Origin of the sequence: Amphibacillus cookii, from assembly GCF_016908375.1 — a bacterium.
Lineage (GTDB): Bacteria > Bacillota > Bacilli > Bacillales > Amphibacillaceae > Amphibacillus_C > Amphibacillus_C cookii.
This window is the reverse complement of the sequence record NZ_JAFBDS010000011.1, coordinates 103,539-117,671: the sequence shown is the minus strand read 5'-3', so window position 1 is coordinate 117,671 and position 14,133 is coordinate 103,539. Positions and strand designations below refer to the sequence as shown.

The window sequence follows — 14,133 nt, the reverse complement described above, 5'->3', positions numbered from 1 at the left end:
GAAAGAGGATTGAAAAACGTTGATGAACATAGTCAAGGGGTGATCCTTTGTTTAATTATGCAGTTTAAATTTGCTTGTTCACTAAAGAGTTAAACCATTGTTACCAGTAGGATTTGTTGGAATAACGAGAATGTTTTTTCGGTGCTATCGAGCACATTATTCTGATTAAATTATACCGATTCCACTTCATAAGTCAATAGTAGATCATGAATTATTAGGTGAGAAAAGAAGGATGGTTGTTGTAGTATGCCTGTCATACAAACTTTTGTCATGTCATGATAGAAGTTTTTTCTGTGATTATGCTAGACAAAGCTTGTAGCCTATATAAGTAGGCTGAAGACAGTGGTGTAGTGAATTATAATATTTTAAAGTGATTAAAACAATGACTTTTGTTATAGATATTTCAGATAGCATCAGTCAAGTTTTTATATTTTTTATTCTTGATTTGAGGGGTGAAGCAGTTGACAGGTCAACTAGTTCAGTATGGGCGACACCGCCAGCGCAGAAGCTACGCACGAATCAGTGAGGTACTTGAATTACCTAATCTGATTGAGATTCAAACAGCTTCATATGACTGGTTCCTTGAGGAAGGCTTACGAGAAATGTTTAAGGATATTTCTCCGATTGAAGATTTCCAAGGGAACTTATCACTTGAGTTTGTTGATTATAGCTTAGGTGAACCGAAGTATTCTGTTGATGAATCGAAGGAGAGAGATGTGACGTATAATGCGCCACTTCGTGTGAAAGTCCGTTTATTAAACAACGAAACTGGTGAAGTGAAAGAGCAAGAAGTGTTTATGGGAGATTTTCCACTCATGACAGACACAGGTACATTTATTATTAACGGTGCGGAGCGTGTTATTGTTTCACAACTTGTCCGTTCACCAAGTGTTTATTTCAGTGAGAAGATCGACAAGAATGGTAAACGCGGTTACACCGCAACAGTCATCCCTAATCGAGGGGCATGGTTAGAATTCGAAACAGATGCAAAAGATGTTGTGCACGTTCGAATTGACCGAACTCGAAAACTACCAATTACAGTATTGTTACGTGCCTTAGGCTTTGGTACAGACCAAGAAATCATTGATCTGATTGGTGACAATCAATATTTACTTAACACGTTAGAAAAAGATAATACAGAAAATAGTGAAAAAGCATTGCTTGAAATCTATGAGCGTCTCCGACCAGGAGAGCCGCCTACAGTTGAAAATGCGAAAAGCTTAATGGTTTCTCGCTTCTTTGACCCTAAACGTTATGATTTAGCGCATGTAGGTCGTTATAAAATCAATAAAAAATTGCATATAAAAAATCGCTTATTTAATCAAGTTTTAGCTGAAACGCTAGTTGATCATGAAACAGGAGAAGTGCTTGCTGAAAAGGGTGCGAAGTTAGATCGACGTCTGCTTGATAAAATCTTACCTTACCTGGATGAGGCTGAGGAACGTTTGGGTGAATACTATCTTGAGCCGAATGAAGGGGTTTTAGAAGATCAGATTCGTCTGCAAGCAATCAAGATTATCGATCCAACTGATCCTGAAGGGGAAAGAACGCTAACCGTGATTGGCAACGGTGTAGTTGATTCCTCGATTAAAAACATTACACCAGCTGATATTTTAGCTTCAATCAGCTACTTTTTTAACATTTTGCATCGAGTTGGCGATACAGATGACATTGATCACTTGGGTAATCGTCGTTTACGTTCAGTCGGTGAATTATTGCAAAATCAATTTCGTATTGGTTTATCAAGAATGGAACGTGTGGTTCGTGAGCGGATGTCGATTCAAGATACATCAGCCATTACACCGCAACAACTGATCAATATCCGACCAGTTATTGCATCGATTAAAGAGTTTTTCGGTAGCTCGCAGTTATCGCAATTTATGGATCAAACAAATCCTTTAGCGGAATTAACACATAAGCGTCGTTTATCTGCATTGGGACCTGGTGGTCTGACGCGTGAGCGTGCAGGTTTTGAAGTGCGTGACGTTCACTATTCTCACTATGGCCGGATGTGTCCAATTGAAACGCCGGAGGGGCCGAACATTGGTTTGATCAACTCGCTGTCTTCATATGCGAAAGTAAACAAATTTGGTTTTATTGAAACACCGTATCGTCGTGTTGATCCTGAGACAGGTAAAGTAACAGAGCATTATGATTATCTAACAGCAGATGAGGAAGATAATTATGTTGTAGCCCAAGCCAATGCTCGCTTAGCGGAAGATGGTTCATTTATCGATGAAGAAGTTATTGCTCGTTTTCGTGGTGAAAACAAAAGTGTGAGCAGAGAACGTATTGATTACATGGACGTTTCACCTAAACAGGTCGTATCAGCCGCTACAGCGTGTATCCCATTCTTGGAGAATGATGACTCTAACCGTGCCTTAATGGGAGCGAACATGCAACGTCAAGCTGTTCCGTTGATGCAACCTCGTTCACCTATTGTGGGAACAGGAATGGAATATGTGTCTGGTAAAGACTCGGGTGCAGCGGTTATTTGCCGTCATCAAGGTGTCGTTGAAGCCGTTGAAGCGAAAGAAGTACGTGTTCGTCGGATTTCAACCGTTGATGGTAAAGAAGTGAAAGGCGATGTAGATCGTTATAAACTGCAGAAATTCATCCGCTCTAACCAAGGGACTTGCTATAACCAACGCCCGATTGTTCGTGTAGGTGATCGTGTCACTAAAGGTGAGATTTTAGCCGATGGTCCATCGATGGAAGATGGTGAATTGGCCTTAGGACAAAATGTATTAGTAGGTTTCATGACTTGGGATGGTTATAACTATGAAGATGCCATTATTATGAGTGAACGCTTAGTAAAAGATGATGTCTATACGTCGATTCATATTGAAGAATACGAATCTGAAGCACGTGATACGAAGTTGGGTCCAGAAGAAATCACACGTGATATTCCAAATGTCGGCGAGGATGCACTTCGTGACTTGGATGAGCGAGGAATTATTCGCGTTGGTGCTGAAGTTGAAGATGGCGATTTATTAGTTGGTAAAGTGACGCCTAAAGGGGTTACCGAGTTATCAGCAGAAGAACGCTTATTACATGCTATTTTTGGTGAGAAAGCGCGTGAAGTTAGAGATACATCGCTACGTGTACCACACGGAGCTGGCGGTATAGTCTTAGATGTGAAGATTTTCAACCGTGAAGATGGTGATGAATTACCACCGGGTGTAAATCAACTCGTACGTGTCTATATTGTACAAAAGCGTAAAATCCATGAAGGGGATAAAATGGCTGGTCGTCATGGTAATAAAGGTGTTATCTCGAAGATTTTACCAGAAGAAGATATGCCATTCCTACCTGATGGAACACCAATTGATATTATGCTTAACCCATTAGGTGTACCTTCACGTATGAACATTGGGCAAGTGTTGGAGTTGCACTTAGGTATGGCTGCTCGAGAATTAGGTATCCATGTCGCTTCACCGGTATTTGATGGTGCAAATGAAGAGGACGTATGGGAAACGATCGAAGAAGCTGGTATGGCAAGAGATGCTAAAACCATTCTCTATGATGGACGTTCCGGTGAACCATTTGATAATCGTGTATCCGTTGGGGTTATGTATATGATTAAATTGGCCCACATGGTTGATGATAAGCTACATGCTCGTTCGACAGGCCCTTACTCACTTGTTACACAGCAGCCACTTGGTGGTAAAGCACAATTTGGTGGGCAACGTTTTGGTGAGATGGAAGTGTGGGCGCTCGAGGCTTATGGCGCTGCTTATACACTACAAGAAATTCTGACAGTGAAGTCTGATGATGTTGTTGGTCGTGTAAAAACATATGAAGCGATTGTCAAAGGCGAGAATGTACCGGAGCCAGGCATTCCAGAATCATTTAAAGTTTTGATTAAAGAGTTGCAAAGTTTAGGAATGGACGTAAAGATGTTATCTTCTGATGAAGAAGAGATTGAACTTCGTGATATTGAAGAAGACGATCAACCGTCGACAGAACAATTTAATCTTGAGTTTGAAGAGAAGTAGTGAATAGACTTTTAAGCATTTAAGACCATAGTTGATTAATACATATTAATCAACTATGGTATAACACATACTAAAAGGGAGGTAGACCCCTTGCTAGATGTAAATAATTTCGAATTTATGAAAATTGGTTTGGCATCACCAGACAAAATTCGGTCATGGTCATATGGGGAAGTAAAAAAACCAGAAACAATTAATTATCGGACATTAAAGCCCGAAAAAGACGGTTTATTTTGCGAAAGAATTTTTGGTCCGCAAAAGGATTGGGAATGTCATTGTGGTAAATATAAACGTGTTCGCTATAAAGGTGTGGTTTGTGATCGCTGTGGTGTTGAGGTCACAAAATCAAAAGTCCGCCGTGAACGTATGGGGCATATTGAATTAGCGGCACCTGTATCGCACATTTGGTATTTCAAAGGTATTCCAAGCCGTATGGGACTCGTGTTAGACATGTCTCCACGGGCATTAGAAGAAGTGATTTATTTCGCAGCCTACATTGTTACTGATGCTGGAGAAACCGCTTTGGAGAAAAAGCAACTGTTATCAGAAAAAGAGTACCGTGCCTATCGCGATAAATACGGTCAAGGTTTCCAAGCGCAAATGGGAGCTGAAGCTATTAAGAAGATCCTACAAGACATTGATCTTGAAAAAGAAGTGGAAGCATTACGCGAAGAGCTAAAGTCTGCGCAAGGTCAAAGACGTACGCGTGCCATTAAGCGCCTTGAGGTGATTGAAGCCTTTAGACATTCAGGTAATGCCCCATCGTGGATGATCATGGAGGTTTTACCGATTATTCCACCAGAATTAAGACCAATGGTTCAATTAGATGGTGGGCGTTTTGCTACATCTGATTTAAACGATCTCTATCGTCGCGTGATTAATCGTAATAACCGCTTGAAGCGTCTTCTCGATTTAGGTGCCCCAAGTATTATTGTTCAAAACGAGAAACGGATGCTCCAAGAAGCTGTCGATGCATTAATTGATAATGGTCGCCGAGGCCGTCCTGTTACAGGTCCAGGTAATCGACCGCTTAAATCGTTATCACATATGCTTAAAGGTAAACAGGGACGTTTCCGCCAAAACTTATTAGGTAAACGTGTTGACTACTCAGGTCGTTCTGTTATTGTTGTTGGTCCAAACCTAAAGATGTATCAATGCGGATTGCCAAAGGAAATGGCAGTAGAACTATTCAAGCCTTTTATCATGAAAGAGCTTGTAGAGCGCGGTTTAGCTCATAATATTAAGTCAGCTAAAAGGAAAATAGAGCGACTGCACACTGAAGTTTGGGAAGTACTTGAAGATGTTATTAGAGAACATCCAGTTTTACTAAACCGTGCCCCTACTTTGCACCGTTTAGGTATTCAAGCTTTCGAGCCGACCTTGGTCGAAGGCCGAGCTATTCGCCTTCACCCACTGGTTTGTACAGCTTACAATGCTGATTTTGACGGGGACCAAATGGCGGTACACGTACCATTATCTGCAGAAGCTCAGGCAGAAGCTAGAATATTAATGTTGGCAGCTCAAAATATCTTGAATCCAAAAGATGGTAAGCCTGTCGTTACACCTTCACAGGATATGGTATTAGGTAACTATTATCTAACCATGGAACGTGAAAATGCTATTGGTGAAGGCATGGTATTGAAAGACTTAAACGAAGCCTTGGTCGCTTATCAGAATGGCTATGCACACCTGCATACACGTGTGGCGGTTCAAGTTTCATCATTAGGAAAAGACAACTTTACAAGTGAACAGCAAGAACAACTGTTGCTTACCACTGTTGGTAAACTAATCTTTAACGATATTTTACCGCCGTCATTCCCGTATATGAATGAACCGACGCAAACGAATCTAGAAATTAAAACACCTGATAAATATTTCGTACCTAAAGGAAGTAATGTCAAAGAGGAACTGGTAAAGCGTGATATTATTCCACCGTTTAAGAAAGGTATTCTAGGCGATATCATTGCAGAAGTGTTTAAGAAATTTAAAATCAGCGAAACGTCTAAGATGCTTGACCGCATGAAGGACTTAGGATTTAAATATTCGACAAAAGCCGGGATCACGGTTGGTGTGGCAGATATTGTCGTATTAGCCGAGAAAGAACAAATCCTTGAAGAAGCACAATCCAAAGTAGATAAAGTCCTAAAACAATTCCGTCGAGGATTGATAACAGAGGAAGAACGTTATGAACGCGTCATTTCAATTTGGTCGCAAGCCAAAGATGTGATTCAAGAGAAATTAATGAAATCACTAAGTCACCGTAACCCTATCTTTATGATGAGTGATTCAGGAGCGCGTGGTAACGCATCTAACTTTACTCAGCTTGCCGGTATGCGTGGTTTAATGGCTAACCCTGCGGGTCGAATTATTGAATTACCAATTAAGTCCAGTTTTAGAGAAGGCTTAACGGTGCTTGAGTACTTTATTTCGACTCACGGTGCCCGTAAAGGTCTTGCTGATACAGCACTTAAGACTGCTGACTCTGGTTATTTAACAAGAAGACTAGTAGACGTGGCACAAGATGTGATTATTCGGGAAGATGACTGTCATACAGATAAAGGTTTAACGGTTCAAGCGATTACGGAAGGTACAGAAGTTATTGAACCATTAACAGACCGCTTAATCGGTCGGACAGCTTTCCAAACCTTACGTCATCCAGAAACAAATGAAGTGATTGTTGAGAAGGATGCCTTTATTAACGAGGATTTGGCAAAGCAGATTGTTGAGGCTGGTATAGAAGAAGTAACGATCCGAACGGTATTTACATGTAATACTAAGCACGGTGCTTGTAAAAAGTGTTACGGTCGAAACCTTGCTACAGGTGAAGAGGTTGAAGTGGGCGAAGCAGTTGGTATTATTGCCGCGCAGTCAATTGGTGAACCGGGTACACAGCTAACCATGCGTACATTCCACACTGGTGGGGTTGCTGGAAGTGATATTACCCAAGGTTTACCGCGTATCCAAGAGATTTTTGAAGCGAGAAATCCTAAAGGCCAAGCGGTTATTAGTGAGATCAATGGTACGGTTCAAGATATAAGTGAAGTAAAAGAGAAACAAGAAATTGTCGTGCAAGGTGCGATAGAGACACGAACCTATACAGCGCCATATGGATCTCGTGTTAAGGTAGCTGTAGGTGATACGGTTATTGCGGGCGAGCCGTTAACAGAAGGTTCTATTGATCCGAAAGAACTTCTTAAGTTTCAAGGTGTCGACGGTGTCCAATCTTATCTCTTAAAAGAAGTGCAGAAAGTATACCGTATGCAAGGGGTAGAAATCGGTGATAAGCACGTTGAGGTTATGGTCAGACAAATGCTTCGAAAAGTACGTATTGCTGATTCCGGTGATACTGAAGTGCTACCAGGATCACTCCTTGAGATTCACCAGTTTAGAGAAGCTAATAAGAAGGCACTGTTAGATAATAAAGAACCAGCAGTTGGCCGTCCTGTTCTATTAGGTATTACCAAAGCATCGCTGGAAACTGACTCATTCCTATCAGCCGCGTCCTTCCAAGAAACAACACGTGTGCTAACAGATGCAGCAATTAAAGGCAAGCGTGATGAATTGCTCGGTCTGAAGGAAAATGTTATTATTGGTAAACTTGTTCCTGCAGGTACAGGTATGCAACGCTATCGTAAAATTGAAGCGCAGACGGAAATGCCTGTTGAGAACATCATTGCAGAAGAGCCTGAAGATGAACAAACCGTTTAATGATTAACTATTAAATCGCACTAAAAAACAATAAGCACGATATAGTACCCCTTAAGTGAAAAAATAAGTATTCTGCTGATTTTAAGTTGACATCAACTAGCTTAAGGTGGTACTATATTCAAGGTGCTTCTGTTACCTTAATGCTTTGGAGGATATGAGAATGTCTTATGATAAAGTAATTCAAGCAAGGGATCGTTTGATTATCGGAACGAAACAAGCGATTAAAGCCATGAAGAGTGGAGAAGTGAAAGAAGTTGTTATCGCGGAGGACATTGATCCAGACATGATATCGAAAGTTTCACAACTCGCGGATAAAATGGATATTCCTTATCAAATCGTGGATTCTAAGAGGGAATTAGGAAAAGCATGTGGAATTGAAGTTGGAGCAGCAGCCGTAGCGATAAAGCAATAGAGTTTTGGTGAATTGATAGCATTTGATTCATGAAAACTTTGTTTTTTGCTTATAAATGAACCACCTGGATGTGTGGGATTACAAGAAAGTGATGAGAGGAGGAAAAAACGATGCCAACTATTAATCAACTTGTTCGTAAAGGTCGTGTGAGTAAAAGTAAAAAATCTGACTCGCCAGCTTTAAATAAAGGGTATAATAGCTTCAAAAAATCATTGACTGACCAATCATCTCCACAAAAGCGTGGTGTATGTACACGTGTTGGAACATTGACTCCAAAGAAACCGAACTCAGCATTACGTAAATATGCACGTGTTCGTTTGACAAATGGAATTGAAGTAACAGCTTATATTCCTGGTATTGGTCACAACCTTCAAGAGCACAGTGTTGTGCTTATCCGTGGAGGACGTGTAAAAGACTTACCTGGTGTTCGTTATCACATTGTTCGTGGTGCATTAGACACTGCAGGTGTTGATGGTCGTATGCAAGGTCGTTCGAAATATGGAACAAAACGCCCTAAAAAATAAGAAGTTATGATTGATTTAGAAGAAAGGAGGTTAGACTATGCCACGTAAAGGTCCTGTAACTAAACGTGATGTCTTACCAGATCCGTTATATAATTCAAAGCTTGTTACGCGTTTGATTAATCAAATTATGGTTGATGGAAAAAGAGGAAAGGCACAAAAAATACTTTATCGTGCGTTTGAACTTGTTCAAGAACGTAGTGGACAACCAGCTATCGATGTATTTGAACAAGCGATGAAAAACGTTATGCCTGTCCTAGAAGTACGCGCTCGCCGTGTTGGTGGATCAAACTACCAAGTGCCAGTTGAAGTACGCCCTGAGCGTCGCCAAGCGTTAGGACTTCGTTACATTGTAAACTACTCGCGTTTGCGCGGAGAGAAAACGATGGAAGAACGTCTAGCAAATGAGATTTTAGATGCATCGAATAACACAGGTGCAGCTGTAAAAAGACGTGAAGACATGCACAAAATGGCAGAAGCAAACAAAGCTTTCGCTCACTATCGTTGGTAGGGTGCATTTAATGACATATAGGCTAGCTAATACGTGAAGATAATAAAGAAGTGTGAGGACGTTAGTCAATCGATGCTCTCTTATTTGCTCGTGGTTAGTGAAGCCTTGTCAGTCATTAGATAACCATGCGTTTGCTGTTTTGCGATCTACTTAAAGATAACGTAAAATTGAAAAGAAAAAGGAAGGAGAAAGACATATGCCTAGAGAGTTCTCCTTGGAGAAAACACGTAATATTGGTATCATGGCTCACATTGATGCTGGGAAAACAACAGCTACTGAGCGTATCCTTTTCTATACAGGTAAAATCCATAAAATTGGTGAAACACATGAAGGTGCATCACAAATGGACTGGATGGAGCAGGAACAAGAACGTGGGATTACCATCACTTCAGCTGCTACAACTGCTCAATGGAAAGGGCATCGTATTAACATCATTGATACACCAGGGCACGTGGATTTCACAGTAGAAGTAGAGCGTTCGCTACGTGTGCTAGATGGTGCTGTTACTGTATTAGACGCGCAATCTGGTGTTGAACCACAAACAGAAACCGTTTGGCGTCAGGCTACAACATATGGTGTACCTCGAATTGTTTTTGTAAATAAAATGGACAAAACAGGCGCAGACTTCATGTATTCAGTGGGTACATTATCCGATCGCTTAGGAGCTAATGCTCATCCTGTTCAATTCCCAATTGGTGCTGAAGATGACTTTGAAGGTATCGTTGATTTAGTTTCGATGGAAGCATTTTATTATGAAGATGACCTCGGTACACGAACAGAGTCCAGAGAAATCCCAGAAGACTTAAAAGCTAAGGCAGAAGAACTGCGTACACGCCTTGTAGAGGCTGTTGCAGAATTAGATGAAGATCTAATGATGCGTTACTTAGAAGGTGAAGAAATTTCAAATGAAGAATTACGTACAGCGGTACGTACAGCAACATTAAGTGTTGAGTTCTATCCGGTCTTTTGTGGATCAGCATTTAAAAACAAAGGTGTTCAACTATTGATTGATGGTGTTGTAGATTACTTACCATCACCGTTAGATATTCCTCCAATTGAAGGTCATGTACCTGAAACAGAAGAGGAAGTTGTTCGTAAAGCTGATGACAAAGAACCATTCTCTGCGTTAGCATTTAAAGTGGCAACAGATCCATTTGTTGGGAAGTTAACATTCTTCCGTGTGTACTCTGGAACATTGAAATCTGGTTCATACGTACAGAACTCCACGAAAGGTAAACGTGAACGTGTTGGACGTATCCTGCAAATGCACGCGAACTCACGTGAAGAGATTTCTGAAGTATATGCAGGTGATATCGCTGGTGCGGTAGGATTGAAAGATACAGGAACAGGGGATACACTATGTGAGGAGAAGAATCTTGTGATTCTTGAATCAATGGAGTTTCCAGATCCCGTTATTTCAGTTGCTATTGAACCGAAATCGAAAGCTGACCAAGATAAAATGTCCGTAGCCTTAGGTAAACTAGCTGAAGAGGATCCAACATTCAAAACTGAAACAAATGTTGAAACAGGTCAAACGATCATTTCGGGTATGGGTGAGCTTCACCTTGATATCATTGTTGACCGTATGAAACGTGAGTTCAAAGTAGAAGCAAATGTGGGTAATCCTCAAGTATCTTATCGTGAAACATTCCGCGGTTCAGCTGAGGTTGAAGGTAAATTTGTCCGTCAATCAGGTGGTCGTGGGCAATATGGTCACGTTTGGGTTAAGTTTGAGCCAAACGAAGAAGGTGCTGGCTTTGAGTTTGTTAACAAAATTGTTGGTGGGGTCGTTCCACGTGAATATATCCCTTCTGTTGAAGCTGGTATTAAAGAATCATTGGAAAATGGAGTTGTCGCAGGCTACCCATTAATCGATGTTAAGGCAACACTTTATGATGGTAGCTATCATGACGTTGACTCGAATGAAACAGCATTTAGAGTAGCTGCTTCAATGGCGCTTAAAAATGCGAAAAACAAGTGTAGCCCTGTATTACTAGAGCCAATAGAGAAGGTGGAAGTGGTTATCCCTGAAGAGTACCTAGGTGATATCATGGGAGATATTACGTCTCGTCGTGGCCGTGTTGAAGGTATGGAAGCTCGCGGTAACGCTCAAGTTGTAAATGCGTTTGTACCACTTTCTGAAATGTTTGGTTATGCAACAGCATTACGTTCTAATACTCAAGGTCGTGGTACGTATACCATGTTCTTCGATCATTATGAAGAAGTACCGAAAAGTATTGCAGATGAAATTATTAAGAAAAATGCTGGTGAATAATTGATTTTTTTTTAAAATTAAAGTATAACTTGTATTGTAAGCTTAGAAGATAAGGTTGACTTCTTTTAAGCGAGCATGCATGTCATATAAAATTAACTTTTATTTATTTAAAGGAGGAACTATATAATGGGTAAAGAAAAATTCGACCGTTCAAAAGACCACGTTAATATTGGTACGATTGGACACGTTGACCATGGTAAAACAACTTTAACTGCAGCAATTTCAACTGTACTTCACAATAAATCTGGTGTTGGTACAGCAATGGCTTACGATCAAATCGATGGTGCGCCAGAAGAGCGTGAGCGTGGGATTACGATCTCAACTGCACACGTTGAGTATGAAACTGAAGCACGTCACTATGCACACGTAGACTGCCCAGGACACGCTGACTATGTTAAAAACATGATCACTGGTGCAGCACAAATGGATGGCGCGATCTTAGTTGTATCTGCAGCTGATGGTCCAATGCCACAAACACGTGAGCATATCTTACTTTCTCGTCAAGTAGGTGTACCTGCTATCGTTGTATTCTTAAACAAATGCGACATGGTAGATGACGAAGAACTTCTTGAATTAGTAGAAATGGAAGTTCGTGACCTTCTTTCTGAGTACGACTTCCCTGGTGATGATGTACCAGTAATCAAAGGTTCTGCTCTTAAAGCACTTGAAGGCGAAGAGCAATATGTAAATGCTATTTATGAATTAATGGATGCGGTTGATGAGTATATTCCTCGTCCAGACCGTGACACTGAAAAACCATTCATGATGCCAGTAGAGGACGTATTCTCAATTACTGGTCGTGGTACTGTTGCTACAGGTCGTGTTGAGCGTGGTGTTGTTAAAGTCGGTGATGAAGTTGATATCATCGGTCTTGCAGATGAGCCAAGCAAAACAACTGTAACTGGTGTGGAAATGTTCCGTAAGCTTCTTGATTATGCAGAAGCTGGTGATAACATTGGCGCATTACTACGTGGTGTATCTCGTGAAGATATTAACCGTGGGCAAGTACTTGCTAAGCCAGGTACAATCACACCACATACTAAATTCAAAGCAGAAGTTTATGTACTATCTAAAGAAGAAGGTGGACGTCATACTCCATTCTTCGATAACTACCGTCCTCAGTTCTACTTCCGTACAACTGACGTAACTGGTATTATCAAACTTCCTGAAGGCGTAGAAATGGTTATGCCTGGTGACAACGTTGAGATGACTGTAGAATTGATTTCACCAATCGCGATTGAAGATGGAACTAAATTCTCAATCCGTGAAGGTGGCCGTACTGTAGGCGCTGGCGTTGTAGCTAAAATTGAAGCGTAATTAAACACGAAATCCGATTCCCTTATGGGGATCGGATTTTTTGGTTCTATAATAGTTCAAGTTGGTGAAGGAAACGATCTATTTTATGCGTTTTATCATAGATAACCGTCCGTAAACACCCACTTCAAAATAGAGAACAGCGAATCTATTAAGGTGGGTGATAACGGATGCAATGTCCTGATTCACTTAACTGATTAAAGTTTCGTTTTAAGTCTTCTAAACAGCCAAGGGATTCACAATTAAATGAAGGTATAAATAAACACGTAAACGCCTATTTTTAATGCGGATAAACCAATCAAATAAAATAGGAGTTACGTGTGTTTAGATTAGAGCATGATATTAATATTTATAAATCATCAGCATCGATATGACCATCTGCTATGACAGTTTCATCAATGTTATTAGAAGTAATAGTGATTGGGTCAAGTAAAATCGATGGTACATCAATGTTATTATTATTCATTGTTGAATCAGTTTCGATCGTTTCACCGTTAGCCAATCGCATCGCTGTCTCAGCAGCTGTTTCTGCTATCTGTTCTAGTGACTTATAGACGGTCATAGTTTGTGTACCATCTTGTATGCGTCTAATGGCATCTAATTCAGCATCTTGACCACTAATAGGGACGGTTAAATTTTGTGCGTTTAGGGCTTGTATCACACCGCCAGCAGTGCCGTCGTTAGCAGCGACTACCGCATCAACTTGTTGGTTATTCTCTAAAAATGAACCAAACATAGCCTCAGCTTCATCTGGAGACCAACCTGGTGTAAACTGGTCATAGACGAGGTTAATATCCCCTGAGTCTATATACGGCTGAAGAACATTCATCGCGCCTTCTTTAAAAAGGTGGGCATTATTATCGTTATCAGCCCCTCCTACATAGGCGAAATCACCTTCATCAACCTCTTCTAAGATGGCACTTGCTTGGAGCTCACCAACCTTAACGTTATCAAATGATATATAATAATCAAGGTCAGCGTTAAGTACCAGTTTGTCATAAGAAATCACTGGAACATCTGCTTGATGTGCTAATTCAACAATTTCAGCAGATGCTTCGGAGTCTGCTGGTATAATAACGAGTATATCAATACCTTCTTCAATTAATAATTCGACTTGCTCGACTTGCACGTCATGGATCCCGTTAGCCGCGAGCGTCTTAACATTTCCCCCTAATGATTGGACTTTTTGTTCAAAGTAGTCCTTATCACGATACCAGCGTTCATCTTGTAATGTATCCATCGCAAAGCCTATATAAGGAATATCTTGTTCGCTACGTAATTTGGTTACGGAAGTATCCTCTGAGTCATTATTATTTGATTGATTAAAACAACCTACTAAAGCAAATAATAAAAATAGACTTATAAATGAAAGAAAGTGTTTTTTGTTAAACATATAT

Annotated in this window: 8 protein-coding genes; 7 read left to right on the top strand and 1 reads right to left on the bottom strand. The window is 40.6% G+C overall.

Features of this window, described 5'->3' with window-relative positions; translation table 11 throughout:
* The first annotated feature begins 461 nt into the window (after window positions 1–461).
* From rpoB to tuf, 7 genes are all read left to right on the top strand, one after another.
* Window positions 462–3,998 (top strand): DNA-directed RNA polymerase subunit beta, encoded by a 3,537-nt coding sequence (gene rpoB / locus JOE23_RS15450; RefSeq protein WP_204439807.1) that lies wholly within the window; start codon window positions 462–464, stop codon window positions 3,996–3,998.
* Between the two features lie 90 nt (window positions 3,999–4,088).
* Window positions 4,089–7,703 carry a DNA-directed RNA polymerase subunit beta' gene (rpoC, locus tag JOE23_RS15445; protein WP_204439805.1) on the top strand — a complete coding sequence of 1,205 codons (3,615 nt, stop codon included), beginning with the start codon at window positions 4,089–4,091 and terminating at the stop codon, window positions 7,701–7,703.
* Between the two features lie 160 nt (window positions 7,704–7,863).
* A complete protein-coding gene (locus JOE23_RS15440; protein ID WP_204439803.1) occupies window positions 7,864–8,115 on the top strand; it encodes a 50S ribosomal protein L7ae-like protein in 252 nt (83 codons plus the stop codon).
* A gap of 110 nt (window positions 8,116–8,225) precedes the next feature.
* Window positions 8,226–8,639 (top strand): 30S ribosomal protein S12, encoded by a 414-nt coding sequence (rpsL, locus tag JOE23_RS15435; RefSeq protein WP_204439801.1) that lies wholly within the window; start codon window positions 8,226–8,228, stop codon window positions 8,637–8,639.
* A gap of 37 nt (window positions 8,640–8,676) precedes the next feature.
* Window positions 8,677–9,147, top strand: a complete 471-nt coding sequence (rpsG, locus tag JOE23_RS15430; protein WP_017473672.1) for a 30S ribosomal protein S7 — start codon at window positions 8,677–8,679, stop codon at window positions 9,145–9,147.
* A gap of 196 nt (window positions 9,148–9,343) precedes the next feature.
* Window positions 9,344–11,422, top strand: a complete 2,079-nt coding sequence (gene fusA, locus JOE23_RS15425) for an elongation factor G (protein WP_204439799.1) — start codon at window positions 9,344–9,346, stop codon at window positions 11,420–11,422.
* Between the two features lie 126 nt (window positions 11,423–11,548).
* The gene (gene tuf / locus JOE23_RS15420) at window positions 11,549–12,739 is read left to right on the top strand and encodes an elongation factor Tu (protein WP_017473670.1); all 1,191 of its coding nucleotides are present in this window, start codon (window positions 11,549–11,551) and stop codon (window positions 12,737–12,739) included.
* A 346-nt stretch (window positions 12,740–13,085) separates the two neighbouring features.
* Here tuf and JOE23_RS15415 read toward each other — a convergent pair whose 3' ends face one another.
* A complete protein-coding gene (locus JOE23_RS15415; protein ID WP_204439797.1) occupies window positions 13,086–14,129 on the bottom strand; it encodes a sugar ABC transporter substrate-binding protein in 1,044 nt (347 codons plus the stop codon).
* Window positions 14,130–14,133 lie beyond the last annotated feature (4 nt).

What these genes read in the sequence shown, in the direction of transcription:
- rpsL (WP_204439801.1), top strand. Translation starts at nt 8,226, where the DNA reads ATGCCAACTATTAATCAACTTGTTCGTAAAGGTCGTGTGAGTAAAAGT.
- JOE23_RS15440 (WP_204439803.1), top strand. Translation starts at nt 7,864, where the DNA reads ATGTCTTATGATAAAGTAATTCAAGCAAGGGATCGTTTGATTATCGGA.
- fusA (WP_204439799.1), top strand. Translation starts at nt 9,344, where the DNA reads ATGCCTAGAGAGTTCTCCTTGGAGAAAACACGTAATATTGGTATCATG.
- tuf (WP_017473670.1), top strand. Translation starts at nt 11,549, where the DNA reads ATGGGTAAAGAAAAATTCGACCGTTCAAAAGACCACGTTAATATTGGT.
- rpsG (WP_017473672.1), top strand. Translation starts at nt 8,677, where the DNA reads ATGCCACGTAAAGGTCCTGTAACTAAACGTGATGTCTTACCAGATCCG.
- JOE23_RS15415 (WP_204439797.1), bottom strand. Translation starts at nt 14,129, where the DNA reads ATGTTTAACAAAAAACACTTTCTTTCATTTATAAGTCTATTTTTATTA.